Raw genomic sequence first — 22,157 nt, 5'->3', positions numbered from 1 at the left:
GGTTTTTTTATGACTTGATCACAATGGCCTGGCTGCCCATCTGCTTCCAGGCTTTTTCAAAGTCAGATCGGTCTGTTTTTCTGTTTTTATAGCCGTAAGGATCATTAACGTATACATAATCGTGATCATAACCGGTGACGGCTACGCTATGCATGCTGAACGTAATGTCGATTTTTCCGTTCGGCGTATTCCAAGTCTGCATATTATCAACCGGCTTAAAGGATGTGGTGGTAATCACCCAGACCGGCCGCCCTTTTTCAAGCTGGCGGTACACTGAAGAAATGTCTTTTCCCGTCAGGTCGTATACTTTGTTTCCCGCATATTCTTTGGCGAGTTTATCAATCGGCTCATGATAAACGCCTAAACCCGGGCCGTTTTCCATATCTCCGGCAAATCCTTCATTCGGATCTCCCTTCAGCCCGCTGCTGTATGTGAGCGGAACTTTATTGATTTTATCCGCCAATGTATTTTTTGACACATGATATCCGGCATTGTTCAAAATCATGGCAAGGCTTGTCACCTCACAGCCATTGTACAGTCTGGGAGAATCCATCTGTCTGTACAGAACGACATTCAGCGGTGACGCGCTCCCTTTTAACGGTGTTTTCTCATCAGGCTCGTCGGACTGCTGATTAAAAAAATTCAAATGAATATCGTTTGTATAGATGTTATACCCGAGATAGACAAGGATGGCTGTCAGAATCAGCACACATAATGTTCCAAGCGTCTTCATTATTACTCTCCCTTGTTCTGATGAAGCTATTCTATGTATTATAGCACTTCTGCTCAATATGATTCGATCGTTCCGATATGTTTACAGGTTTGTTCATTCTTTAGCCATGTTTATGGAAAAGAATAGGCGTACATTGGGCGTTGCAATTCATTCTTTTATCTGCTAACATATTATCATATTAGCGAACTAAAGGATTCGGAATTTTCCTTCAGACAAAGCGGAGGTGTAAAAGGCAAATGTTTATGTTTGAGAAACCGCATGGCATGAGAGATACGCTGCCCGGTTTATACGAAGCCAAGAAAAAAGTCCGTTTCACACTGACGGATTTAATTGATAAATGGGGTTATCAGTTTATGGAGACGCCGACCCTGGAATTCTATGAAACAGTAGGCGTCCAGTCAGCCATTGAAGAACAGCAGCTGTTTAAGCTTCTCGATCAGGACGGAAAAACGCTTGTGCTTCGGCCTGACATGACCGGACCGATTGCCAGGGTGGCGGCGTCTAAGCTGCACAAACACAATCATCCGCTCAGAGCGGGGTATGCGGCAAACGTCTACCGCGCTCAGGAGCGGGAAGGCGGACGTCCGGCCGAATTCGAACAGGTCGGCGCGGAGCTGATCGGCGACGGATCAACAAGCGCGGACGCCGAGGTGATTGCGCTGGCGGCCGGCGCTTTGAAAAACGCGGGATTGCACCGATTTAAAATCGCGATCGGCCATGCCGGACTCGCTGATGAGCTGTTTGTCGAGGTGCTGGGCAATGCCGAGCGGGCGGATGTTCTGCGGCGCTTTCTCTTTGAAAAGAATTACGTGGGATACAGGGAACATGTCAAATCGCTTCCGCTTTCTTCAATAGACAAAAGCCGGCTGCTCGCACTTCTGGAATTGCGAGGCGGGAAAGAGATCTGCGCCAAGGCGGAGGAGATCATCGGCATCTCCGGACAAAGCTTGATTCAGGAGCTGGAAGACCTGTGGGACATTCTTGAGGATTACGGGTGTGCCGAGCATATTCGCCTTGATCTGAATATGGTCAGCCATATGAGTTATTACACGGGAATTTTATTCGAAGTGTACGCGGCAAATGTCGGTTTTGTCATCGGAAGCGGCGGACGCTATAACAATCTTCTCGGCCATTTCGGCAGTCCCGCTCCCGCCACGGGTTTCGGGCTCCGTATCGACAGGCTGATTGAAGCGCTCGGCATCCAGGAAGAAACTAGTGAAGCGGACGCCGTGATTTTCAGCAAGGAGCAGCGGGCGCAGGCCATTTTATTCGCGGAGGAAGAAAGGGCGAGAGGCAGAAAAGTCGTCCTGCAGGATCTGGCGGGCATTGAAAATATCGATCATATGACAAAATCATTCGCAAACGTCACATACTTTATCGGTGCCAGAAAGGAAGAGCAGAATGGGTAAGGTACTCACAATGGCAATGCCAAAAGGACGGATATTCGAAGAAGCGGCCGGGTTGCTGCGGCAGGCCGGGTACAGGCTGCCCGAGGAGTTTGAAGAATCGAGAAAGCTGATCATTGACGTTCCTGAAGAAAATCTCCGCTTTATTCTGGCAAAGCCGATGGATGTGACGACTTATGTCGAGCATGGCGTCGCTGATGCCGGTATTGCCGGAAAGGATGTCATGCTTGAGGAAGAGCGTGACGTGTATGAGGTGCTCGATCTGAAAATCAGCAAATGCCATCTCGCCGTTGCGGGGCTTCCCGGAGCGGATTGGAACGGAGTCGCCCCGAGGATTGCGACGAAATATCCGAATGTTGCGTCAAGTTATTTCAGAGAGCAGGGCGAGCAGGTGGAAATCATTAAGCTGAATGGTTCGATTGAATTGGCGCCTTTAATCGGGCTTGCTGACAGAATCGTAGATATCGTATCAACCGGGCGGACATTAAAGGAAAACGGTCTCGTTGAATCAGAACATATTTGTGACATCACATCGCGTTTTATCGTCAATCCGGTCAGCTACCGCATGAAGGATGATGTAATCGACGAAATGGCGGCCAGGCTGGCCAAGGTTGTGGAAGGAGAAACGGCACAATGAAAATAACCGCAGTAAATAGGAGCGAGCGGTTCTCACTGAAGCGTTCCATCGACAGCGGAACCGAAGAGCAGCGGAAAATCGTCAGGGGGATTATTGAAGACGTCAGACAAAACGGTGACAAAGCCGTTTTGGCCTATACAAAAACATTTGACGGCATCAGCCTGAACCAAATGGCCGTGAGCGCAGAGGAAATCACCGAGGCATACCGTCTGCTTGATGATCAGCTGCTAAAAGTGATCAGACAGGCGATTGCAAATATTAAAGAATATCACGAACGCCAACTGCAATCTTCTTGGTTTTACCATCGCAAAGACGGCACGATGCTCGGGCAGAAAATAACGGCGCTCGATTCCGCGGGCGTATATGTGCCGGGCGGGACGGCCGCTTATCCGTCTTCCGTTTTAATGAATGTCATCCCCGCTCTCGCTGCGGGAGTGGAACGGATCGTTCTCGTCAGTCCTCCGGGAAAAGACGGCGGCCTTTCACCGGGCGTTCTGGCGGCGTCGTCTGAGCTGGGCATAAAGGAAATTTACAAAGCGGGAGGCGCGCAGGCGATTGCCGCGCTCGCTTACGGAACCGAAACGATACAGCCTGTTGATAAGATCACGGGCCCCGGAAATATATTTGTGGCGCTCGCAAAGCGCGAAGTCTTCGGCGTTGTGGATATTGACATGATTGCCGGCCCCAGTGAAATCGTGGTTCTGGCAGACGATACGGCGGTGCCCAAAGAAGTCGCCGCTGACCTGCTTTCACAGGCCGAACACGATACGCTCAGCTCAAGCGTGCTTGTCACCGATTCACGGAAGCTTGCCGAAGCCGTATCAGATGAGGTGAATAAACAGCTTCAGACGCTGCCGCGCAAAGAAATCGCCGAAGCGTCGATCAGGGATCACGGCCGCATTTATATCGCGGAATCAATGGAAGATGCGGTGGACACGGTGAATGCGCTGGCGCCCGAGCATTTAGAAATCATGACGCATTCGCCGGAGGCTTTGCTTGGAAGCATCCGACACGCGGGGGCGATTTTCTTAGGACGATACAGCGCTGAACCGGTCGGCGATTATTTTGCCGGACCGAATCACGTTTTGCCGACAAACGGAACGGCGCGGTTTTCAAGCCCGTTGAATGTAACAGATTTTCAAAAGAAATCGAGCATCATCTCATACAGCCGGAAGGCATTTGAAACACACGCGGACAGCATTTCCGCCTTCGCGAGACTGGAAGGGCTTGAAGCGCACGCAAGATCGATTGAAGCGAGAAACGGAGGAATGACCGATGAGAAAAGCGGAACGCGCCAGAACAACAAATGAGACGGATATTAAGCTGGCTTTCGAAATAGACGGAGAAGGAAAAGCCGACATCAGCACGGATGTGCCGTTTATGACTCACATGCTTGATTTGTTCACAAAGCACGGGCAATTCGATTTAACTGTTGACGCAAAAGGCGATACGGAGATAGATGATCACCATACGACTGAAGATATCGGCATCTGTTTAGGGCAGGCTTTTTTGGAGGCGCTCGGTGATAAAAAAGGGATCAAACGATACGGATCAGCGCTAGTACCGATGGACGAAGCGCTCGCCCAAGTCGCCGTAGATCTGAGCAACCGGCCGCACCTTGAGATGCGCGCTGCATTTCCGCAAGCGAAAGTCGGAACGTTTGATACCGAGCTGGTACATGAATTCCTATGGAAACTGGCGCTGGAAGCGAGAATGAATCTGCACGTCATCGTTCATTACGGCACGAATACTCATCATATGATAGAAGCCGTGTTTAAGGCGCTTGGCAGAGCGCTTGATGAAGCGTCATCCATTGATCCGCGCGTCAAGGGTGTACCGTCTACGAAAGGAATGCTGTAAATGATCGGTGTAATTGATTACGGTATGGGCAATTTATTCAGCGTATCGAAGGCGCTGGAACGCGTCGGCGTCCCGTATGTCGTATCAGAACGGCCGGAAGAGCTTGAAAAAGCGGATGCTTTTATTCTTCCCGGTGTCGGATCATTCAGTGATGCCATGGACAATTTACGCAGCACGAAGCTTGATCAATTCATACACCGTATGGTTGACGAGGGTAAGCTGTTCCTCGGCATCTGCCTCGGCATGCAGCTCATTTTCGAAGAAAGCACCGAAAATGGCACTGCAAAAGGACTTGGTTTATTAGCCGGAAAAGCTGTGAGACTCAAGGACAGAGATGCCGAAGGAAACAAGCTGAAGGTGCCGCATATGGGCTGGAATCGGCTGACGTTTCACCAAACGTCTCCTTTGCTTTCGGAAGCGGCGGAAGGCTTCGTTTACTTTGTCCATTCCTATTATATAGACGGGATGGAAGACGGCGATCTTTTGGCAAGCGCTGAGTACGGCGTTCGGGTTCCGGCGGTCGTCGGGAAGCGCAATGTCTTCGGAGCACAGTTTCATCCGGAAAAAAGCGGCACGGCCGGAATGGCGATCTTAACACAATTTACAAAAATGGCGGCAGAACAGAAGGTGAAGAAATGAACGCTTTTACATTATATCCGGCAATCGATATGAGAAACGGCAAATGCGTCCGCCTCATCCAAGGCGATTACGGCAAGGAAACGATATACGGTGACTCTCCTTTAGACATGGCGGCGCAATTTGCACAAGAAGGTGCCGAGTGGATTCATCTCGTGGACCTTGACGGCGCGAAAGCAGGCAGGAAAGTAAACGACAGACATGTTCTTGACATTGCGCGGCAGCTTGATGTCAAAGTCGAGATCGGCGGCGGGATCCGTTCTGAAGCGGATGTGTACGGTTATTTATCACAAGGCGTTGATCGCGTCATTCTCGGCAGCTCGGCCGTATCCGATCCGGCATTCGTGAAGAGCATGCTGAAACAATATGGCGGCAAAATCGCGATCGGCCTTGATGCAAGAAACGGATATGTCTCGACGGAAGGCTGGCTGGAAACATCCTCGCTAAGGGCGGACGATCTGGGCCGTGAATTGGCGGCCGAAGGAGCGGAAACCTTCATTTTCACGGATATTGCAACTGACGGCATGCTGTCAGGACCGAACATCGAAAGCACCGTTCAGCTCGCAAAAGCAACGGGAAAAACCGTCATCGCTTCAGGCGGAGTCAGCTCAGTCGCCGATCTCAAAGCACTGGCCCGCTTCAAAGACGCCGGCGTATCGGGAGCGATTATCGGAAAAGCGCTGTATACAAAACAATTTTCATTGGCTGAAGCGCTCAGCGGGGTGAAGGACGCATGATCACGAAACGAATCATTCCGTGTCTCGATGTGAAAGAAGGACGCGTCGTCAAAGGCATTCAATTTCTCGGGCTGAAAGATGCGGGCGATCCTGTCGAGCTGGCCGAAGCCTACGACAGGGAGGGCGCTGACGAACTTGTTTTTCTCGACATTTCCGCCTCTCACGAAGGCCGCAAGACGATGACAGACGTCGTAGAACAGGTTGCGGCAAAACTGGCGATTCCGTTTACGGTCGGAGGCGGAATCAATCAATTAAGCGATATGAAACGAATGCTTCGCGCCGGCGCTGATAAAGTATCCGTTAATACAGCGGCCGTCCTCCGCCCCGAGCTGATTACGGAAGGAGCGGATTTTTTCGGCTCACAATGCATCGTAGCGGCGATTGACGCAAAGTATGACGAAGATTCGGATTGCTATAAAGTGTACACTCACGGCGGCAGAAAGAAAACCGAGTGGGAAGTCACGGCCTGGGCAAAAGAAGCCGTCAGCCGGGGAGCGGGTGAAATCCTGCTGACAAGCATGGACGCAGACGGTGAGAAAACAGGCTTTAATCATACGCTCACACAGCTTGTCACACGTGCCGTCCCGGTGCCCGTCATTGCGTCAGGGGGAGCCGGCAGCGCGCGCCATATGCTTGAAGCCTTCACGATCGGTGAAGCGGACGCCGCGCTTGCAGCTTCCATTTTCCATTATAAAGAGACATCTATAAAAGAAGTGAAAGATTATATGAAGAAACACGGGGTGAATGTGAGATGAAACGGGCAGATGAACTGCGGTTTGACGAGGCCGGACTGATTCCCGCCATCGTACAGGATGCGGCAAGCAAAGAAGTGCTGACACTGGCTTATATGAATCGTGAATCCTACGAAAAAACGATAGAAACGAAAGAAACCTGGTTTTACAGCCGTTCACGGCAGGAGCTGTGGCATAAAGGAGCGACGTCGGGGAATACCCAAAAGGTGAAAGCCATCCGTTATGACTGCGATCAAGATGCCCTCATCGTGCTTGCGGAGCCCTCAGGACCCGCCTGCCATAAGGGAAGTTACAGCTGCTTTTCTCCGGAAAAAGCGGACGCGCAGGACCGTTTCGGCATCTTAAATGAACTGGAAAGCGTTATCGCCAAACGGCAGGCGGAGATGCCTGACGGAGCCTACACAACGTATCTGTTTCGGGAAGGCGTCGATAAAATCCTCAAAAAAGTCGGCGAAGAAGCCGCAGAGGTTATTATCGCCGCGAAAAACCGCGACCATGAAGAATTAAAATGGGAAGCGGCGGATTTGCTGTATCATTTGCTCGTTCTTCTGCGTGAGCAGTCGCTTCCTTTGGACGACGTGCTTGACGTCCTTGCGAAACGCCATTCAGCATCTGAGTAAAACAAACCTCACGGAGAGATCCGTGAGGTTTTTAATCTGTCAAACTTAAACATTCAATTAAATATTCCTTATTTCCGCAACCGGAGGCAGATGAATTTGATAATATTGACTAATAGAGTTTATTTTGGTTTTTGTCAAAAATATACGTTTTGTTCATATTCCGTTCATGCACATCCGTTATAGTATAAACAGTGATATAGGAGGAAAACATATGCCGAATAAACAACCAAAACCTAAAGGGAAATTCAGCTCATTCTTTTCATTAGTCAAAAAAACAAAACCATCATACGGTATGCTGGCCTTCGCGCTGTCTCTCAGTATTGTGACAACGCTCGTCAGCCTGCTGATTCCGCTCTTGACAAAGCAGCTCGTTGACGGCTTTTCCATGTCGTCGCTGTCAGGCGTGCAAATCGGAATCATCGCAGCCGTGTTTATCGTACAGGCCGCATTAAGCGCCTACGCCACCTACGCCCTGAACTACAGCGGCCAGAAAATCATCTCGGGACTGCGTGATTTGTTGTGGCAGAAATTAATTAAACTGCCCGTCTCTTATTTTGACAAAAACGCCACGGGAGAAACGATCAGCCGTGTCACCAATGACACAATGGTGGTAAAAGAGCTGATCACAAACAATATCAGCGGATTTATTACCGGAATCATTTCCGTTATCGGGTCACTGACGATCTTATTTTTCATGAACTGGAAGCTCACATTGCTCGTGCTGATCGTCGTGCCGCTGGCTGCGGTGATTTTAGTGCCGATCGGCCGGAAAATGTTTAAAATTTCTCGGGAAACACAGGATGAAACGGCGAAATTCACCGGATTATTAAACCATATTCTCCCGGAAATCAGGCTTGTAAAAGCGTCAAACGCTGAAGAAGCGGAATACGGACGCGGAAAAGCAGGCATCATGGCGCTCTTTAAACTCGGGCTGCGTGAAGCGAAGGTGCAGTCGCTCGTAGGCCCGCTTATTACACTTGTATTAATGGCGGCGCTGGTCGCTGTCATCGGGTACGGCGGGATGCAGGTGTCATCCGGTGAATTGACAGCCGGCGCACTCGTTGCCTTTATCCTGTATTTGTTTCAGATCATTATGCCGATGGGCCAGATCACTTCATTTTTCACACAGCTTCAAAAATCCGTCGGCGCAACGGAACGGATGATTCATATTCTTGCAGAAAAAGAAGAAGATATCCAAACCGGAAAAGCCATTGAAAACGCGGATCAGCCGATTAGGCTTGAACAAGTCTCATTCGGCTACAAAACAGATCAAACCATCTTAAAAGACATTACGGCTACGATTGAGGCCGGCAAAGTCACCGCGATCGTCGGACCGAGCGGCGGCGGAAAAACAACGTTATTTAAGCTGCTTGAACGATTCTACAATCCGACTGCGGGCAGCATCCTGCTCGGAAATGAACCGATTGATACGTATTCCCTTGAGTCATGGCGGGAGCATATCGGCTACGTGTCGCAAGAAAGCCCGTTAATGTCAGGCACCATCCGCGACAATATCTGCTACGGATTAAAACGCGAAGTGACCGATGAGGAACTGAGGCAAGCGGCTGACATGGCCTACGCCCTGCAATTTATTGAAGACTTACCGAAGAAATTTGAAACCGAGGTCGGTGAGCGGGGAATTATGCTGTCAGGCGGACAGCGCCAGCGCATCGCCATTGCCAGAGCTCTCCTTCGCAACCCGAGCATTCTGATGCTTGATGAAGCGACATCAAGTCTGGACAGCCAATCTGAAAAATGGGTGCAGCAGGCGCTCGAAGTCTTAATGGAAGGGCGCACCACGATTGTGATCGCCCACCGTTTATCCACGGTTGTGGATGCAGATCAGCTTCTCTTTGTCGAACAGGGTGAAATCACCGGACGGGGCACACACCATGAATTAATGGCATCCCATTCGCTGTACCGCGATTTTGCGGAGCAGCAGCTGAAGCTGAATGCCGACTTAGAAAACAAAGCTGTGTAAAGCAAGACTTTATGAATAGAAAGCAGCTGAAAAAGCTGCTTTTTATTTTGCAGACGGAGTCCTGTTCATACGGGTGTACGGTCGGTAACGATGAAGAGCCAAGCCATAAGCGTGTATGCCGGTACAGGAGACAATGAAAAAATAAGACGGCTTATAAACATCATGTCGATTCGTGAAAAGAAAAAATCAGAGGGAGGGATTTTCATGGCTGTCATATTGGTTGCGGATGACGACCGCCATATCCGTGAGCTTGTCCGCCTTATGATGGAGCAGAGCGGTTTTGACGTCGCAGAAGCGGAAGACGGGGAAGCGGCGGTGCGGCTGATCGAATCAGCACCTATAGACCTCATCATACTGGATGTGATGATGCCGAAAATGGACGGGTTTGAAGTCAGCGAAGCCGTCCGCAGCTTTACGGACATTCCGATTTTGATGCTGACGGCAAAAGGCGAAACGCTGGACAAAGTGCAAGGTTTTACTTCCGGAGCGGATGATTATCTCGTCAAACCGTTTGAGCCGCTTGAGCTGGAAGCAAGGGTCAAAGCATTGCTGAAACGGTACCGGATCACCGCTGAAAAACTGCTGACCATCGGAACGGTCACATTAGATAAGCAATCCCGCACCGTAACGCGCGGCGGCGGAGCGGGATTGACACTGCCCCGGCGTGAATTTGAGCTTTTATTTAAGCTCGCCGGTTATCCGAATAAGACGTTTTCAAGAGAACAATTAATAGAAGATATTTGGGGCTTTGATTATGAAGGTGACGAGCGGACGGTTGATGTGCATATTAAAAGGCTGAGAGAACGGTTTCCGGAAAAAGACTATCCGTTTGCCATCCATACGGTGCGGGGGCTCGGGTATCGGTTTGTGGTGACAGAATGAAACGGATCTTCAGGACGGCTGGAAAAATCATCATCCTTCTCACCGTCACCGCATTCTTATGGCTGGCGGCTCACCTGATCGTTCAGGGATTCGGTCTCATATGGCCGATTTTGCTTGTGCCGTACGCCGAGCAGATTCTGACGCTTTGGCTTGTTTTCGGCCTGCTGTTTGTAACGATGTTTATTTTTTCAAAGTCAGCACGTGAAAGACATCATGCGATCTGGGATTCGCTGACCGCCACGATCAAGCAAATGTCGAGCGGCAACTTCTCAGCGGCCGCTTCCCGGAAAATGGAGAAGATTGAGCGGAACCACCCTGTGACGAAATTGGCTGATGAACTGTCGACACTCGCCGCGGAACTGAGTGAAATGGAAAAGCTGAAACAAGAATTTATTTCGAACGTTTCCCATGAAATCCAAACCCCGCTCACTTCATTAAAGGGCTACGCGCATCTTCTGAAAAAACCGGATTTATCATATGAGGAGCGGGGGCGCTACTTACACATCATCGAAACAGAAACAGAACGATTATCAAAAATCAGTGAAAATCTGCTGAAGCTCACTGCGCTCGAACGCCAAACCGAACCGATACAAAAAAAACCGTTCCGCATTGACAAACAGCTGCGGCGCACCATATTGACCTGTGAGCCTGAGTGGTCAGCCAAACAGATTGAGTTTCTCATTGATTTACAGGAGTCGTATGTGTACGGAGATGAAGCGCTGCTCAGCCAAGTATGGATGAATCTGATTCACAATGCCGTAAAATTTACCGGTGAAGGCGGCCGCATTTCCGTTAAAATTGCAGATCTGCCGGGAGCGGCGGCTGTCGAAATCGCCGACGACGGAATCGGAATGGAGCCTGAACAGGCGGAGCGTGTATTTGAACGGTTTTATAAAGCGGACAAGGCGAGAAACGCAGGGGGAAGCGGGCTCGGCCTGTCCATCGCCCAAAAAATCGCAGAGCTGCACGGCGGTTCGATAGAGGTTGAGAGCAAGCGCGGCGAAGGAACCCTTTTCCGTGTCATTCTTCCAGCCGAGCCTCGTGAAAAAAACAGCTAAAATCTGGTCGAACCAGCCAGTAAAAAACGAAGCCGATCCTGTCTTTTGAACTATTGAGGTGAAACCGTTTTATGGTATACTACTGACGGTAATACGTATAAAACGGAGGATATTTGTGGGAAAACACACTTCTGAACAGAAAAAGCACGCGCAAATTGTCCAGCTGCTTCAGGATGGACAATATTTTTTTCATAAAGGCTTAAAAGCATATAAAGAGCGGAATTTAAAGCGGGCCAGCAAACTGATTCAGCGGGCCGTCCACCTCGAGCCGAATGATTCCGAAATGCTGTCCCGGCTGGCCGTCATTTATTCTGAAATGGGCCACTACCAGCAGTCAAATGAGCTGTTCGACTTTATTTTGGTGAACCTGAAAGAAGAAATGCCCGAGTGTCATTATTTTAAAGCGAATAATTTCGCGCATTTGGGACTCTTTCAGGAAGCATACAAAGAAGCGGCGGCTTATTCAGATGCCGATCCGGACGGGGAATTCAGCGAAGAGATTGAAAATCTGATGGAGCTTTTGGATTTCGGTGAAGCGGGTGAAGACGAATCGCTCTATGACCAGGATGAGCTGCTGATCAGGCAGGACCGGGCAAAAACGCTTCTTGAGAGCGGCCAGCTTCATGAAGCGGTTGTCATGCTTGAAGAGATTACGGCCGATTACCCCGAGCTTTGGTCTGCATACAACAACCTGGCGCTCGCTTACTTTTACTCAGGCAATGTCACAAAAGCGAAACAGACGGTATTCGAAGTGCTTGAGAAAAATGAAGGCAATCTCCATGCCCTGTGCAACCTCCTTGTATTCTGCTATTACGAGAGAGAAGATGAAAAAGTCGGAGAATTGAGCGGAAAACTCGCCAACGTGTATCCGATTTTATTCGAACAGCGCTATAAGCTGGGAGCGACGCTTGCGCTTGTCGGCAGACATGATCTCGGTTATAAATGGCTCCGTTCTCTTTACAAAAGCGGGTTCGAAGGCGACGACACGTTTTATTATTGGCTTGCCGCCTCAGCCTACGGGACAGGCCGCACAGAATTTGCGGAAACCATTTGGAAAAAGGCCGAAGCCGAATTTCCCGAATCAGACCGGCCCGCGCCTTGGGCGGAGAGGCAGGAACCGCTGCCTGCTTCACTTGAACAGCGGCTTGCCGCCTATTATATCAGCAGCGCTGAAGGAGAGCGGGACCAGCTTGAAAAAGTTCTGACGGCAAAACGCGCCGTTTCACCGTTTGAACAAGATTTCGTCAGACTGCTGCTTTCCGGTGAAAAAGGCGCTTCAGGCGTCTCCGGTGATGCGGTGTTCACGTATCGGACGGTCAAGCTTCTGGAGAAAGCGGAAGCCGACAGTTTAAAAACTGACGTCATGAGCTGCTGGGTTTTTCACGTCATTCAGCACATCCGCGCCGCCGCTGCCGTACAGAATGAGCGGGCATGGGCCGCAGCCATCGCATATGTATGGAAAGAAGCAAACGGCGAAAAAACGACGAAAAAAGAAACGGCAGCCGTTTACGGTATAACGCCGGCAACCCTTTCGAAATACATCAGACAAATAGACGATATATTAGAATAAAACCGATTCTTTCTATATAAAGAGTCGGTTCTTTTTTTATCAGAAAGGGGCAAAACAGAACTTTACCGCCGAAAAAAGAGGTATTCATACGTATTTTTTTGCTTTTCGAATCGAAATCAGGCCGTAATCACCGTTTATTTTGCAAAATATGAGATTTGCAATCACATTGAAATATAACTGTAATAAAAATTGTCGAAACATGATGGTATAATGAGTCTCGTACATAAGAGATTAGTTTATTTTACATGTGCTGTATAATCTATACCAATTTAAAAGATTTAAAGATTCATACATAAAAATCATCAGCCTCACGGGTTTGTGAGGGAGCGTAACTTTGATGTTCATAATAGAATTCCAAATGAGAACAGGTTTAAAGTAAAAGGGAGGAAAGAAAAAGTGAAAAAGAGTTTATTAACACTTGGTTTGGCTTCCGTCATCGGGACAAGCAGTTTTTTGATCCCGTTTACAAAAACTGCATCGGCGGAAACATTAGACAGCAAAAAAGCAAAAATCGAAAGCAAGCAATCTGAGGTGGCTTCAAGCCTTGAAGCAAAAGAAAGAGAATTGTCTAAGCTTCAGGACAAGCAGGCTAAGATTGAAAAAGAACTGAAAGACATTAACGCTAAAGCGTTGGATACAAGCAATAAAATCGAAGATAAAAAAGCTGAAAACGAAAAAACGAAAAAGCAAATTGCTGATTTGAAAAAAGAAATCAAAGAAACAGAAGCGCGTATTGAAAAACGCAATGAAATCCTGAAAAAACGCGTTCGTTCTTTACAGGAAAACGGCGGTTCTCAAGGATACATAGATGTTCTTTTAGGGGCGACAAGCTTCGGAGACTTCATTTCCCGTGCGACTGCGGTATCTTCTATCGTTGATGCGGATAAAGACCTGATCAAACAGCAGGAGCAGGATAAAGCGAAACTCGAAGACGCAGAAGCTGAACTTAATGTGAAGCTGAAAAAAGTTCAAGATGATCTTGCGAAACTCGAGTCTATGCAAAAAGACCTGAACAAACAGCTTGATCAGAAAGACAAGCTTTTCGACGAAGCGAAAAACGGCCAGAAAAAAGCGGCTTCCGCTATCTCTGATTTGAAAAAAGAAGCATCAAAGCTTGCAAACGAAAAAGCTGATACCGAAAAAGAACAGAAGCGCATTAAAGCTGAGCAGGCTGCAGCGGCTGCCCTGATCAAAAAACAGGAAGAAGCGCAAAAAGCTTCTGAAGACCAAAACCAAAAAGATGACAGCCAGCCGGCACCGGCGGTTAAAACTGTGAAAAAAGCAGCTGTTTCAACATCATCTGATGACAGCTCAAGCAAACCGAAGAGCACTTCAGGCGGATCATCTCATAACAGCGGCGGTTCAGATGATTCTGACGGCGGATCTGTTATTTCAAATTCAGGCGGTATTGAAGGCGCGATCAGCGTAGGTTCAAGCCTTGTGGGTCAATCCCCGTACAAATTCGGCGGCGGACGCACTCAATCTGATATTAACAACCGTATTTTTGACTGCTCTTCATTCGTACGCTGGGCTTATGCTAACGCAGGCGTTAACCTTGGACCTGCAAGCGGCACAAACACAGATACATTAATCGGAAGAGGTAAAGCAGTAAGCGCGTCTGATATGAAACGCGGAGACTTAGTATTCTTCAATACGTATAAAACAAACGGCCACGTCGGCATCTACTTAGGTAACGGAACGTTCCTGAACGATAATACATCACACGGTGTATCCATTGATTCTATGAGCAACCCTTACTGGAAGAAAGCATTCAACGGCAATGTAAGACGTGTCGTACAATAATGAATAAGACAAGGGCCTTCTATCCCGGAAGGCTCTTTCTTTATTTGTATACCCGCTCAGGAGCTGCCTAATCACGGTTTTTCAGAAAAATGAGCAAAAAAATAGCGAATTGCCCTCAGATTTAATAGGATATGGGTAAGGAATACGATTGATGGGGATTCTTATCCATATAGGGTGCGCCCCATTTCGAAAAGGAGTGAATCATGGTGTCAGAAGAAAAAATTTATGATGTGATCATTATCGGCGCGGGTCCGGCGGGGATGACCGCTGCTGTTTACACATCACGAGCGAACTTATCCACATTAATGATCGAAAGAGGAATTCCGGGCGGCCAGATGGCCAACACGGAGGATGTTGAAAACTATCCGGGTTTTGAAAGCATTCTCGGCCCTGAACTTTCTAATAAAATGTTTGAACATGCGAAAAAATTCGGTGCGGAATATGCGTACGGCGATATTAAAGAAATCGTTGACGGCAAAGAATATAAAACGGTCAAAGCCGGTTCAAAAGAATATAAAGCGCGCGCCATCGTCATTTCTGCCGGAGCGGAATACAAAAAGATCGGCGTTCCCGGCGAAAAAGAACTGGGCGGCCGCGGCGTATCGTACTGCGCGGTTTGTGACGGCGCGTTCTTTAAAAATAAAGAGCTTGTCGTTGTCGGCGGCGGAGACTCCGCCGTTGAAGAAGGCGTCTATCTGACACGCTTCGCTTCAAAAGTCACCATCGTTCACAGACGTGACAAATTGCGTGCGCAAAGCATTCTTCAGGCGCGTGCCTTTGACAATGAGAAAATTGACTTCAAATGGAACAAAACCGTAAAAGAAATCCATGAGGAAAACGGAAAAGTCGGCAGACTTACTCTTGTGGACACCGTGACGGGAGAAGAAGAAGAATTCAAAGCTGACGGCGTCTTTATTTATATCGGTATGCTTCCGCTTTCTAAACCGTTCGAGAACTTGGGCATCACAAATGAAGAAGGCTACATTGAAACAAACGCTCAAATGGAGACAAAAGTTCCAGGCATTTTCGCCGCGGGAGACATCCGTGAAAAAACGCTCCGCCAGATCGTAACGGCGACAGGCGACGGAAGTATTGCGGCTCAAAGCGTTCAGCATTATGTGGAAGAGCTTGAGGAAACGCTCAAAACCGTTAAATAATCACTGTAATGTTCAGTTTTTGAATCGTTACTGTGTTTTAATTACGCTGTAACATGGGTGAAATACTGATGTTTTAAGATGAATGTAGTAATTGACCCCCTTTTTAATGAATACACTTTGGCACGGATTCCAGTATCCGTGCCCTTTTTTTGCGATTTTCTGTTTTCTGTCAAATAAAAGAAAAGGATGTCGGTGTCTCTGCATTGTGAGAGACATGCCGAAACGGTATAATGAAGAGACGATGATTTGTTGAGAAGGTTAGGTGACGTACTTGTGCAAAGAGTGACAAATTGTGTGCTGCAGACAGATGATCAGGTTCTCCTTCTCCAAAAGCCGAGACGGGGCTGGTGGGTCGCGCCCGGCGGGAAGATGGAAAGCGGCGAGTCCGTCAGAGATTCCGTCATCAGAGAGTACAGAGAAGAGACGGGCATTTATATACTAAATCCGCAGTTAAAAGGCGTGTTTACCTTTATTATTAAGGAACAGGAACAAATCGTGTCAGAGTGGATGATGTTTACTTTCGTCGCCGACTCCTACACGGGGCGGAATGTCGCTGAATCAGAGGAAGGCGTTCTGAAGTGGCATGACGTAAAAGATATCCACAGCCTTCCGATGGCCCCCGGAGACGGGCATATCCTTGATTTTATGATCAAGGGCCAAGGGCTTTTGCACGGCACCTTTACGTATACGCCGGACTTCGAGCTGCTCAGCTATCGTTTAGATCCGCAGTTTATTAAATAAAAGAAAGACCGCAGGGGGGAGAAAGATGAGTATGAATGAAAACCATGATATTCAGCTCGTCATCATTACGGGAATGTCTGGAGCGGGGAAAACCGTCGCCATTCAAAGCTTTGAGGATCTCGGCTATTTTTGCGTCGACAATCTGCCGCCTTCCTTGCTGCCGAAATTTTTGGAGCTGATGAAAGAATCAAGTTCAAAAATGAGCAAGGTCGCGCTTGTCATGGATCTGCGGGGACGCGAATTTTTTGACAGGCTGATTGAGGCGCTGGATGAAATGGCGGAAAATCCGTGGATTACACCGCGCATTCTCTTTTTAGACGCTAAGGATTCCATCCTTGTGACGAGATACAAAGAAACAAGGCGTTCTCACCCGCTGGCCGCTACCGGGCTTCCTCTCGAAGGAATCGCGCTGGAACGCCAGCTGCTTGAAGAATTGAAAGGGCGCTCTCAGCTGATCTATGACACATCGGATATGAAACCGCGTGATCTGCGTGAAAAAATCGTGGCACATTTCGCCACGAACCAAGGTGAAACATTTACAGTGAACGTAATGTCATTCGGGTTCAAATACGGGCTTCCGATAGATGCCGACCTCGTGTTTGATGTAAGGTTTCTGCCGAATCCGTTCTACATTGAAAGCATGAGGCCGCTTACGGGGAAAGATGAGGAAGTGTCATCCTATGTGATGAAGTGGAACGAAACACAAAAGTTTATTGAAAAGCTTGTTGATCTGCTCGGCTTTATGCTTCCGTCTTATAAGCGGGAAGGTAAAAGCCAGCTTGTCATCGCGATCGGCTGTACGGGCGGCCAGCACCGCTCCGTCACGCTCGCTGAATATTTGGCTGACTATTTTAAAAAAGATTTCTATACTCATGTCACTCACCGGGACATTGAAAAGAGAAGCCGGAAATGAATAAGAAGCCGAAAATCGCAATCTTCGGCGGCGGAACGGGTCTGTCCGTGCTGCTTCGGGGGTTAAAGCATAAGCCCGTTGATATTACGGCGATTGTGACAGTTGCTGATGACGGCGGAAGTTCAGGCCGTCTGCGGGATGAACTTCAAATTCCGCCGCCGGGTGACATCCGTAACGTACTGGCTGCTTTGTCAGATGTTGAGCCGCTCGTTGAAAATCTGTTTCAGCACCGTTTCAACAAAGGAAGCGACTTAACCGGACATTCGCTCGGCAATTTGATTTTGGCAGCGATGACAAATATAACCGGTGATTTCTTTCACGCTGTCACCGAAATGAGCAAGGTGCTGAATGTCCGCGGCAGAGTGCTGCCGGCTGCCAACACCAGTGTCGTTCTTCACGCTGAAATGGAGGACGGGCAGGTCGTCTCCGGAGAATCGACAATCCCTTCTTACGGCCAGCGGATTAAACGGGTGTTTCTTACGCCTGAAAAAATTGATCCGCTCCCGGAAACGATTGACGTCATCCGTCAGGCCGATTTAATCATTATCGGTCCGGGAAGCCTGTACACAAGCATTCTTCCGAATCTGCTCGTACCGAAAATCGGAGAGGAAGTCGTCAAGGCTGCGGCCAAAAAAGTATATATATGCAACGTTATGACACAGCCTGGAGAGACGCTGCAATACAGTGCGGCCGACCATGTCAAGGCGCTGAACGATCATATGGAGCAGCCGTTTATCGACACGATCTTAATCAACAATGAGGAGATCCCTGACGAAATCAAAAGCAAATATGCGAAAGAGCTGGCCCGGCCCGTCGACTTCAATGTTGAAAAGCTGAAATCCATGGGGCTTGAGGTCATCAGGGATCAGATTATCACGTATAAAAATGGCGTAATCCGTCACGATACACATAAAGTGGCTTCTCTTCTTGTCGACTTATTAAGGGACTAGAGGCCTTTTGAAATGAGGTGGCTAATATGTCATTTGCATCGGAAACAAAAAAAGAACTGACGAATCTGGAAGTGAAGGACTGCTGCGCCAAGGCGGAGCTGTCCGCGCTGATTCGGATGAACGGTTCCCTGTCATTTTCAAACCGCCATCTCGTGCTTGACGTTCAAACCGAAAATGCGGCGATTGCCCGCCGCATTTATACATTGCTGAAGAAACAATATGATGTATCGGTCGAACTGTTAGTCAGAAAAAAAATGCGGCTGAAAAAAAACAATGTTTATATTGTGCGCTTTTCTGAAAATGCAAAGCTGATTTTAGAGGAATTGAAAATCCTCGGGGAGAACTTTATATTTGAACGGAATATTTCTGAGGAACTGGTGGCGAAACGGTGTTGCAAACGTTCTTATATGAGAGGGGCGTTTTTGGCGGGGGGATCTGTGAATAACCCGGAAACCTCGTCGTACCACTTGGAAATCTTCTCGCTTTATAAGGAACATAACGATTCATTATGCGCGCTGCTGAATGAATTTCATCTGAACAGCAAAACGCTTGAACGGAAAAAAGGCTATATTACGTATTTAAAAGAGGCGGAAAAAATCACTGAATTTCTGAATGTCATCGGCGCTCACAATTCACTGCTGCGCTTTGAAGATGTGCGGATTGTCAGAGATATGAGAAACTCAGTGAACCGCCTCGTCAATTGTGAAACAGCAAACTTAAACAAAACCATCGGGGCTTCTCTCAGACAGGTGGAAAATATTAAATACATTGATGAACGGATCGGTCTTGAAGCGCTGCCGGAAAAGCTTCGCGAAATTGCGCAGCTGCGGATTGATTATCAGGAGGTCACGCTGAAAGAACTGGGGGAAATGGTTGCAAGCGGGAAAATCAGCAAATCCGGCATCAATCACAGGCTGAGAAAGCTCGATGAAATCGCAGAACAGCTGCGTACAGGACAAAGCATCACTTTGAAATAACCGTACAGAAAAGGGGAGATCTTATGGTTCAGGGGAAAGTGGAAGTGCGTTTAAAGACGGGATTGCAGGCGCGCCCCGCTGCATTGTTTGTACAGGAGGCAAATCGTTTTGCATCAGATGTGTTTCTTGAGAAAAACGGCAAGAAAGTGAATGCCAAAAGCATTATGGGATTAATGAGTCTGGCGGTCAGTACGGGGACGGAAGTCACTCTGATCGCTGAAGGCGACGATGAAAAGGAAGCGCTGGAAAAGTTGTCCGCTTATGTGCAGGAAGAAGTGTAAACACTTTGTAAGGGGGACGGAACGATGAATGAGTTTCTGAAAGATTGTTATCAAACGATAGGCTGGGAAAAGGATTCCCTCGATTTCAGCAACCTGCCGGAGTTTTTAAAGGCGCTCGCGTATCGGTTTCCGTTTGAAAATCGCGCGGTTTTGTCCAAAAAAGAATATGACGTCACGAAAGAAGGACTGTGGCGGCACATGGTGAAGGAACCTCATGGCGGCCTTTGTTATGACTTGAACGGACTGCTTTATTTCATCCTGAAAGATGCCGGATTGGATGTCAAATTGATCCGCGGAACGGTCTGGAAAAACGGCTGGGCGCTGCCCGGCACACATGCGGCCGTACTTCTTTCCGCCGGGGGAAATGAGTACATCGCTGATGCAGGCTTCGGCCTCAATCTCGCCATGCAGCCTGTGCCGATGTCGGGAGACGAGACGGTATCAGCGGCCGGAGCGTTCCGCGTGAGGATAGAAGAGACGGAATTCGGGGCATACGTGCTTGAAATGAACAAAGGGGACGGCTGGCAGACAGGTTACGCATTTTCGCTTGAAGAAATCGATGAAAAGGACCTCAAGTCTATGAAACAAACAATCTTTGAACATGAACGTTCTCCTTTCAACAAACGCCTGCTTGCTTCTAAGCGGACACCGGAAGGGCACATGGTTCTGTCTGAACGCAATATAACAATAAAAAAACACGATGGCACGGCGGAAAACAGCAGAATAGACCGATCAGAGTTCGAAGAAAAATTTACTGCTCATTTTATATGAAGCTCGCAGGTTCTCTGTAAAAAAACGGCCTCCGCAGGGAAGCCGTTTTTTGTATGTGTTTATCTCATTTTTGTAAAGGTTTGATAGTGGTCTGTCGTCTTATAAATCAGCCAGTCGCTTGAGTAAAGAATCCGGTCTGAATTTCTGAAGCCTGATGTATAGTTAATATCCGCTTCACGCCACGTCCGTCCGCTTTTGGCCGGGAGTTTGCCTTCCCTGTTTGAGAAGATGTCCCCGCCGATGCTTTTCCCCGGGGCGACGTCCGCCAGATTCCCCTTTGATGCCACCCAGCCGAGGGCCTGTGCTTCTGATTTTGTAATGTAATTATCAGGAAGCTTATGATAGGTCTGAAGATAATTCGCAACCCCGTCAAACGTGTTGATAACCTGTGCTTCAGTGTGCGCCTTGTGAGAAGATGTATCCGTCTTGGCAGCCGTTGAAAACAGCATCCCCGCCGCGGAGAACAGCACCAGCAAACAAACGGAAATCCACGATAATCGTTTTTTCAAAGCAATACCTCCCATTTTTATCATGTGAAGCTGATTCCTTTTCATTGTATCAGCATCGAGAGAAAGGAATAGAAAGAATTTTAAAATAGTACTTTTGATCTAGTGGAAAATAAACCCCGGCTGAAACGGCCGGGATTTTTCATCTCATTGAAATTCCTTCGTGAGGTTTTTCGGTGTTTTTCCGTATACGGCGTCAATCATGTTTTGTGCGGCTTGCTTGAACATATTCAAGCGGATTTTTGCCGTTGCTGACCCGATATGAGGAAGCAATGTGACGTTTTCCAGCTGCAGGAGCGGATTGTCTTCGGCGATCGGCTCTTTTTCAAACACATCTAAACCGGCGCCTTTTATCCAGCCCTCCTGCAATGCGCGGATGAGCGCTTTCTCATCAACCGTCTTTCCCCGGGAAATATTGACGAAACATGCCGTATCTTTCATCAATTTAAATTCCCGCTCTCCCATCATATGATACGTTTCGTCAGTAAGCGGCGTAATTAAAAGCACAAAGTCTGATGTTTTCAGCAGTGTATCTAAGTCGGCATATGTAACCCCGAGTTCCTTCTCAGCATCCGGTTTTCTGCTGCGGTTATAATACAGCACGTCCATATCGAAGCCGAATTTTGCCCGTTTGGCAGCTTGTTCACCGATTCTGCCCATGCCGATAATTCCTAATGTCTGATGGTGGACATCCATACCGAAAAGAGATTCCTCCTCAATGGTTCCCCATTTGCCGGCGCGGACGAATCGATCCAATTCGGCAACCCGTCTGGCGGAAGACAGAATTAATGAAAAAGCCAGATCAGCGACAGTGTCATCTAAGGTGTACGGTGTATGCGTGCCGACAACCCCGCGTCTTTTCATTTCTTCAATATTAAAATTATCATAGCCGACTGAATTATTGCTGACGACCTTCAGCTTCGGCGCGTGATCCAGTAAATCACTGTCAATCGCCGTTCCGGATGTCAGCAGCCCTTCAGCATCTTTCATTTTTTCGTACAGTTTCTCTTTTGGAATGGTATCTTCTTTCCAGATGTCATAGCGGCAATGCTCGCCTATCATTTGTTCGACTTCGGGCGGTATCGGTTTCGCGATGAATACATAGGGTTTCAACGGGCTTCTCCTCCTTTGTCTTTCTTCTCTATTTTATTATATAAGAGAAGCGGTAACGTGAGAAATATTCAAA

General features: G+C 48.2%; 23 protein-coding genes. 20 read left to right on the top strand and 3 right to left on the bottom strand.

Features of this window, described 5'->3' with window-relative positions:
- Nucleotides 1-7: 7 nt before the first annotated feature.
- Nucleotides 8-733 (bottom strand): C39 family peptidase, encoded by a 726-nt coding sequence (locus tag BXO87_RS07875; RefSeq protein ID WP_007614029.1) that lies wholly within the window; start codon nucleotides 731-733, stop codon nucleotides 8-10.
- A 236-nt stretch (nucleotides 734-969) separates the two neighbouring features.
- On the opposite strand from BXO87_RS07875, the gene BXO87_RS07870 reads away from it, so the two are divergent.
- The 20 genes from BXO87_RS07870 (at nucleotide 970) to BXO87_RS07775 (ending at nucleotide 20,465) form a co-directional block, all read left to right on the top strand.
- Entirely contained in the window at nucleotides 970-2,142 is a 1,173-nt protein-coding gene (locus tag BXO87_RS07870) for an ATP phosphoribosyltransferase regulatory subunit (RefSeq protein WP_038459995.1), read from the top strand.
- Nucleotides 2,135-2,776, top strand: coding sequence for an ATP phosphoribosyltransferase (gene hisG / locus BXO87_RS07865; protein ID WP_029325809.1), 642 nt, complete (start codon nucleotides 2,135-2,137; stop codon nucleotides 2,774-2,776). The genes BXO87_RS07870 and hisG overlap by 8 nt, the downstream gene beginning before the upstream one ends.
- Complete coding sequence (gene hisD, locus BXO87_RS07860; protein ID WP_038459993.1) at nucleotides 2,773-4,086, top strand: histidinol dehydrogenase; 1,314 nt, start codon at nucleotides 2,773-2,775, stop codon at nucleotides 4,084-4,086. Before hisG ends, hisD begins: the two co-directional genes overlap by 4 nt.
- On the top strand, nucleotides 4,052-4,636 hold the full coding sequence (gene hisB / locus BXO87_RS07855; RefSeq protein ID WP_014418974.1) for an imidazoleglycerol-phosphate dehydratase HisB: 585 nt from the start codon (nucleotides 4,052-4,054) through the stop codon (nucleotides 4,634-4,636). The genes hisD and hisB overlap by 35 nt, the downstream gene beginning before the upstream one ends.
- Nucleotides 4,637-5,275, top strand: coding sequence for an imidazole glycerol phosphate synthase subunit HisH (gene hisH / locus BXO87_RS07850; protein ID WP_038459991.1), 639 nt, complete (start codon nucleotides 4,637-4,639; stop codon nucleotides 5,273-5,275).
- On the top strand, nucleotides 5,272-6,009 hold the full coding sequence (gene hisA, locus BXO87_RS07845) for a 1-(5-phosphoribosyl)-5-[(5-phosphoribosylamino)methylideneamino]imidazole-4-carboxamide isomerase (RefSeq protein ID WP_038459989.1): 738 nt from the start codon (nucleotides 5,272-5,274) through the stop codon (nucleotides 6,007-6,009). The genes hisH and hisA overlap by 4 nt, the downstream gene beginning before the upstream one ends.
- Complete coding sequence (gene hisF / locus BXO87_RS07840) at nucleotides 6,006-6,764, top strand: imidazole glycerol phosphate synthase subunit HisF (RefSeq protein WP_007407430.1); 759 nt, start codon at nucleotides 6,006-6,008, stop codon at nucleotides 6,762-6,764. The genes hisA and hisF overlap by 4 nt, the downstream gene beginning before the upstream one ends.
- Nucleotides 6,761-7,381, top strand: a complete 621-nt coding sequence (gene hisIE / locus BXO87_RS07835) for a bifunctional phosphoribosyl-AMP cyclohydrolase/phosphoribosyl-ATP diphosphatase HisIE (RefSeq protein ID WP_017418841.1) — start codon at nucleotides 6,761-6,763, stop codon at nucleotides 7,379-7,381. The genes hisF and hisIE overlap by 4 nt, the downstream gene beginning before the upstream one ends.
- A 211-nt stretch (nucleotides 7,382-7,592) precedes the next feature.
- Entirely contained in the window at nucleotides 7,593-9,362 is a 1,770-nt protein-coding gene (locus tag BXO87_RS07830; RefSeq protein ID WP_038459986.1) for an ABC transporter ATP-binding protein, read from the top strand.
- A 204-nt stretch (nucleotides 9,363-9,566) separates the two neighbouring features.
- Complete coding sequence (locus BXO87_RS07825) at nucleotides 9,567-10,244, top strand: response regulator transcription factor (protein ID WP_020956400.1); 678 nt, start codon at nucleotides 9,567-9,569, stop codon at nucleotides 10,242-10,244.
- Nucleotides 10,241-11,302: a sensor histidine kinase gene (locus BXO87_RS07820; protein ID WP_038459984.1), complete on the top strand. Its 1,062-nt coding sequence runs from the start codon at nucleotides 10,241-10,243 to the stop codon at nucleotides 11,300-11,302. Before BXO87_RS07825 ends, BXO87_RS07820 begins: the two co-directional genes overlap by 4 nt.
- 115 nt (nucleotides 11,303-11,417) lie before the next feature.
- Nucleotides 11,418-12,872, top strand: coding sequence for a tetratricopeptide repeat protein (locus BXO87_RS07815; RefSeq protein ID WP_032876240.1), 1,455 nt, complete (start codon nucleotides 11,418-11,420; stop codon nucleotides 12,870-12,872).
- Nucleotides 12,873-13,268: 396 nt separating this feature from the next.
- Entirely contained in the window at nucleotides 13,269-14,675 is a 1,407-nt protein-coding gene (cwlO, locus tag BXO87_RS07810) for a peptidoglycan DL-endopeptidase CwlO (RefSeq protein WP_032876243.1), read from the top strand.
- 206 nt (nucleotides 14,676-14,881) lie between these two features.
- Nucleotides 14,882-15,832, top strand: coding sequence for a thioredoxin-disulfide reductase (trxB, locus tag BXO87_RS07805; protein ID WP_007407423.1), 951 nt, complete (start codon nucleotides 14,882-14,884; stop codon nucleotides 15,830-15,832).
- Between the two features lie 273 nt (nucleotides 15,833-16,105).
- Nucleotides 16,106-16,573, top strand: coding sequence for an 8-oxo-dGTP diphosphatase (locus BXO87_RS07800; protein WP_029325815.1), 468 nt, complete (start codon nucleotides 16,106-16,108; stop codon nucleotides 16,571-16,573).
- A 25-nt stretch (nucleotides 16,574-16,598) separates the two neighbouring features.
- Nucleotides 16,599-17,486, top strand: a complete 888-nt coding sequence (gene rapZ, locus BXO87_RS07795) for an RNase adapter RapZ (protein ID WP_012118535.1) — start codon at nucleotides 16,599-16,601, stop codon at nucleotides 17,484-17,486.
- Nucleotides 17,483-18,436, top strand: a complete 954-nt coding sequence (locus BXO87_RS07790) for a gluconeogenesis factor YvcK family protein (RefSeq protein ID WP_007407422.1) — start codon at nucleotides 17,483-17,485, stop codon at nucleotides 18,434-18,436. The genes rapZ and BXO87_RS07790 overlap by 4 nt, the downstream gene beginning before the upstream one ends.
- A 26-nt stretch (nucleotides 18,437-18,462) precedes the next feature.
- Nucleotides 18,463-19,413: a DNA-binding protein WhiA gene (whiA, locus tag BXO87_RS07785; protein ID WP_017418846.1), complete on the top strand. Its 951-nt coding sequence runs from the start codon at nucleotides 18,463-18,465 to the stop codon at nucleotides 19,411-19,413.
- A gap of 23 nt (nucleotides 19,414-19,436) precedes the next feature.
- The gene (locus BXO87_RS07780; RefSeq protein WP_003151495.1) at nucleotides 19,437-19,694 is read left to right on the top strand and encodes an HPr family phosphocarrier protein; all 258 of its coding nucleotides are present in this window, start codon (nucleotides 19,437-19,439) and stop codon (nucleotides 19,692-19,694) included.
- Nucleotides 19,695-19,718: 24 nt separating this feature from the next.
- Entirely contained in the window at nucleotides 19,719-20,465 is a 747-nt protein-coding gene (locus tag BXO87_RS07775; protein ID WP_017418847.1) for an arylamine N-acetyltransferase family protein, read from the top strand.
- A gap of 59 nt (nucleotides 20,466-20,524) precedes the next feature.
- On the opposite strand, the gene BXO87_RS07770 is transcribed toward BXO87_RS07775, so the two are convergent.
- Nucleotides 20,525-20,914 carry a ribonuclease gene (locus BXO87_RS07770; protein WP_231932018.1) on the bottom strand — a complete coding sequence of 130 codons (390 nt, stop codon included), beginning with the start codon at nucleotides 20,912-20,914 and terminating at the stop codon, nucleotides 20,525-20,527.
- A gap of 204 nt (nucleotides 20,915-21,118) precedes the next feature.
- The gene (locus tag BXO87_RS07765) at nucleotides 21,119-22,084 is read right to left on the bottom strand and encodes a 2-hydroxyacid dehydrogenase (RefSeq protein ID WP_076851302.1); all 966 of its coding nucleotides are present in this window, start codon (nucleotides 22,082-22,084) and stop codon (nucleotides 21,119-21,121) included.
- Nucleotides 22,085-22,157 lie beyond the last annotated feature (73 nt).

The organism is Bacillus sp. GZB, from assembly GCF_001975995.1.
GTDB lineage: Bacteria > Bacillota > Bacilli > Bacillales > Bacillaceae > Bacillus > Bacillus velezensis.
The sequence above is the reverse complement of the archived record's forward strand: the minus strand, read 5'-3'. Positions and strand labels throughout refer to the sequence as shown.

Excerpts from the sequence above, each read along its gene's own strand:
- hisF (WP_007407430.1), top strand. The coding sequence starts at position 6,006 with ATGATCACGAAACGAATCATTCCGTGTCTCGATGTGAAAGAAGGACGC.
- BXO87_RS07870 (WP_038459995.1), top strand. The coding sequence starts at position 970 with ATGTTTATGTTTGAGAAACCGCATGGCATGAGAGATACGCTGCCCGGT.
- BXO87_RS07830 (WP_038459986.1), top strand. The coding sequence starts at position 7,593 with ATGCCGAATAAACAACCAAAACCTAAAGGGAAATTCAGCTCATTCTTT.
- BXO87_RS07875 (WP_007614029.1), bottom strand. The coding sequence starts at position 733 with ATGAAGACGCTTGGAACATTATGTGTGCTGATTCTGACAGCCATCCTT.
- hisB (WP_014418974.1), top strand. The coding sequence starts at position 4,052 with ATGAGAAAAGCGGAACGCGCCAGAACAACAAATGAGACGGATATTAAG.
- hisG (WP_029325809.1), top strand. The coding sequence starts at position 2,135 with ATGGGTAAGGTACTCACAATGGCAATGCCAAAAGGACGGATATTCGAA.
- BXO87_RS07820 (WP_038459984.1), top strand. The coding sequence starts at position 10,241 with ATGAAACGGATCTTCAGGACGGCTGGAAAAATCATCATCCTTCTCACC.
- BXO87_RS07780 (WP_003151495.1), top strand. The coding sequence starts at position 19,437 with ATGGTTCAGGGGAAAGTGGAAGTGCGTTTAAAGACGGGATTGCAGGCG.
- hisD (WP_038459993.1), top strand. The coding sequence starts at position 2,773 with ATGAAAATAACCGCAGTAAATAGGAGCGAGCGGTTCTCACTGAAGCGT.
- BXO87_RS07825 (WP_020956400.1), top strand. The coding sequence starts at position 9,567 with ATGGCTGTCATATTGGTTGCGGATGACGACCGCCATATCCGTGAGCTT.
- rapZ (WP_012118535.1), top strand. The coding sequence starts at position 16,599 with ATGAGTATGAATGAAAACCATGATATTCAGCTCGTCATCATTACGGGA.
- hisH (WP_038459991.1), top strand. The coding sequence starts at position 4,637 with ATGATCGGTGTAATTGATTACGGTATGGGCAATTTATTCAGCGTATCG.
- BXO87_RS07770 (WP_231932018.1), bottom strand. The coding sequence starts at position 20,914 with ATGCTGTTTTCAACGGCTGCCAAGACGGATACATCTTCTCACAAGGCG.
- BXO87_RS07790 (WP_007407422.1), top strand. The coding sequence starts at position 17,483 with ATGAATAAGAAGCCGAAAATCGCAATCTTCGGCGGCGGAACGGGTCTG.
- hisIE (WP_017418841.1), top strand. The coding sequence starts at position 6,761 with ATGAAACGGGCAGATGAACTGCGGTTTGACGAGGCCGGACTGATTCCC.
- hisA (WP_038459989.1), top strand. The coding sequence starts at position 5,272 with ATGAACGCTTTTACATTATATCCGGCAATCGATATGAGAAACGGCAAA.
- BXO87_RS07775 (WP_017418847.1), top strand. The coding sequence starts at position 19,719 with ATGAATGAGTTTCTGAAAGATTGTTATCAAACGATAGGCTGGGAAAAG.
- whiA (WP_017418846.1), top strand. The coding sequence starts at position 18,463 with ATGTCATTTGCATCGGAAACAAAAAAAGAACTGACGAATCTGGAAGTG.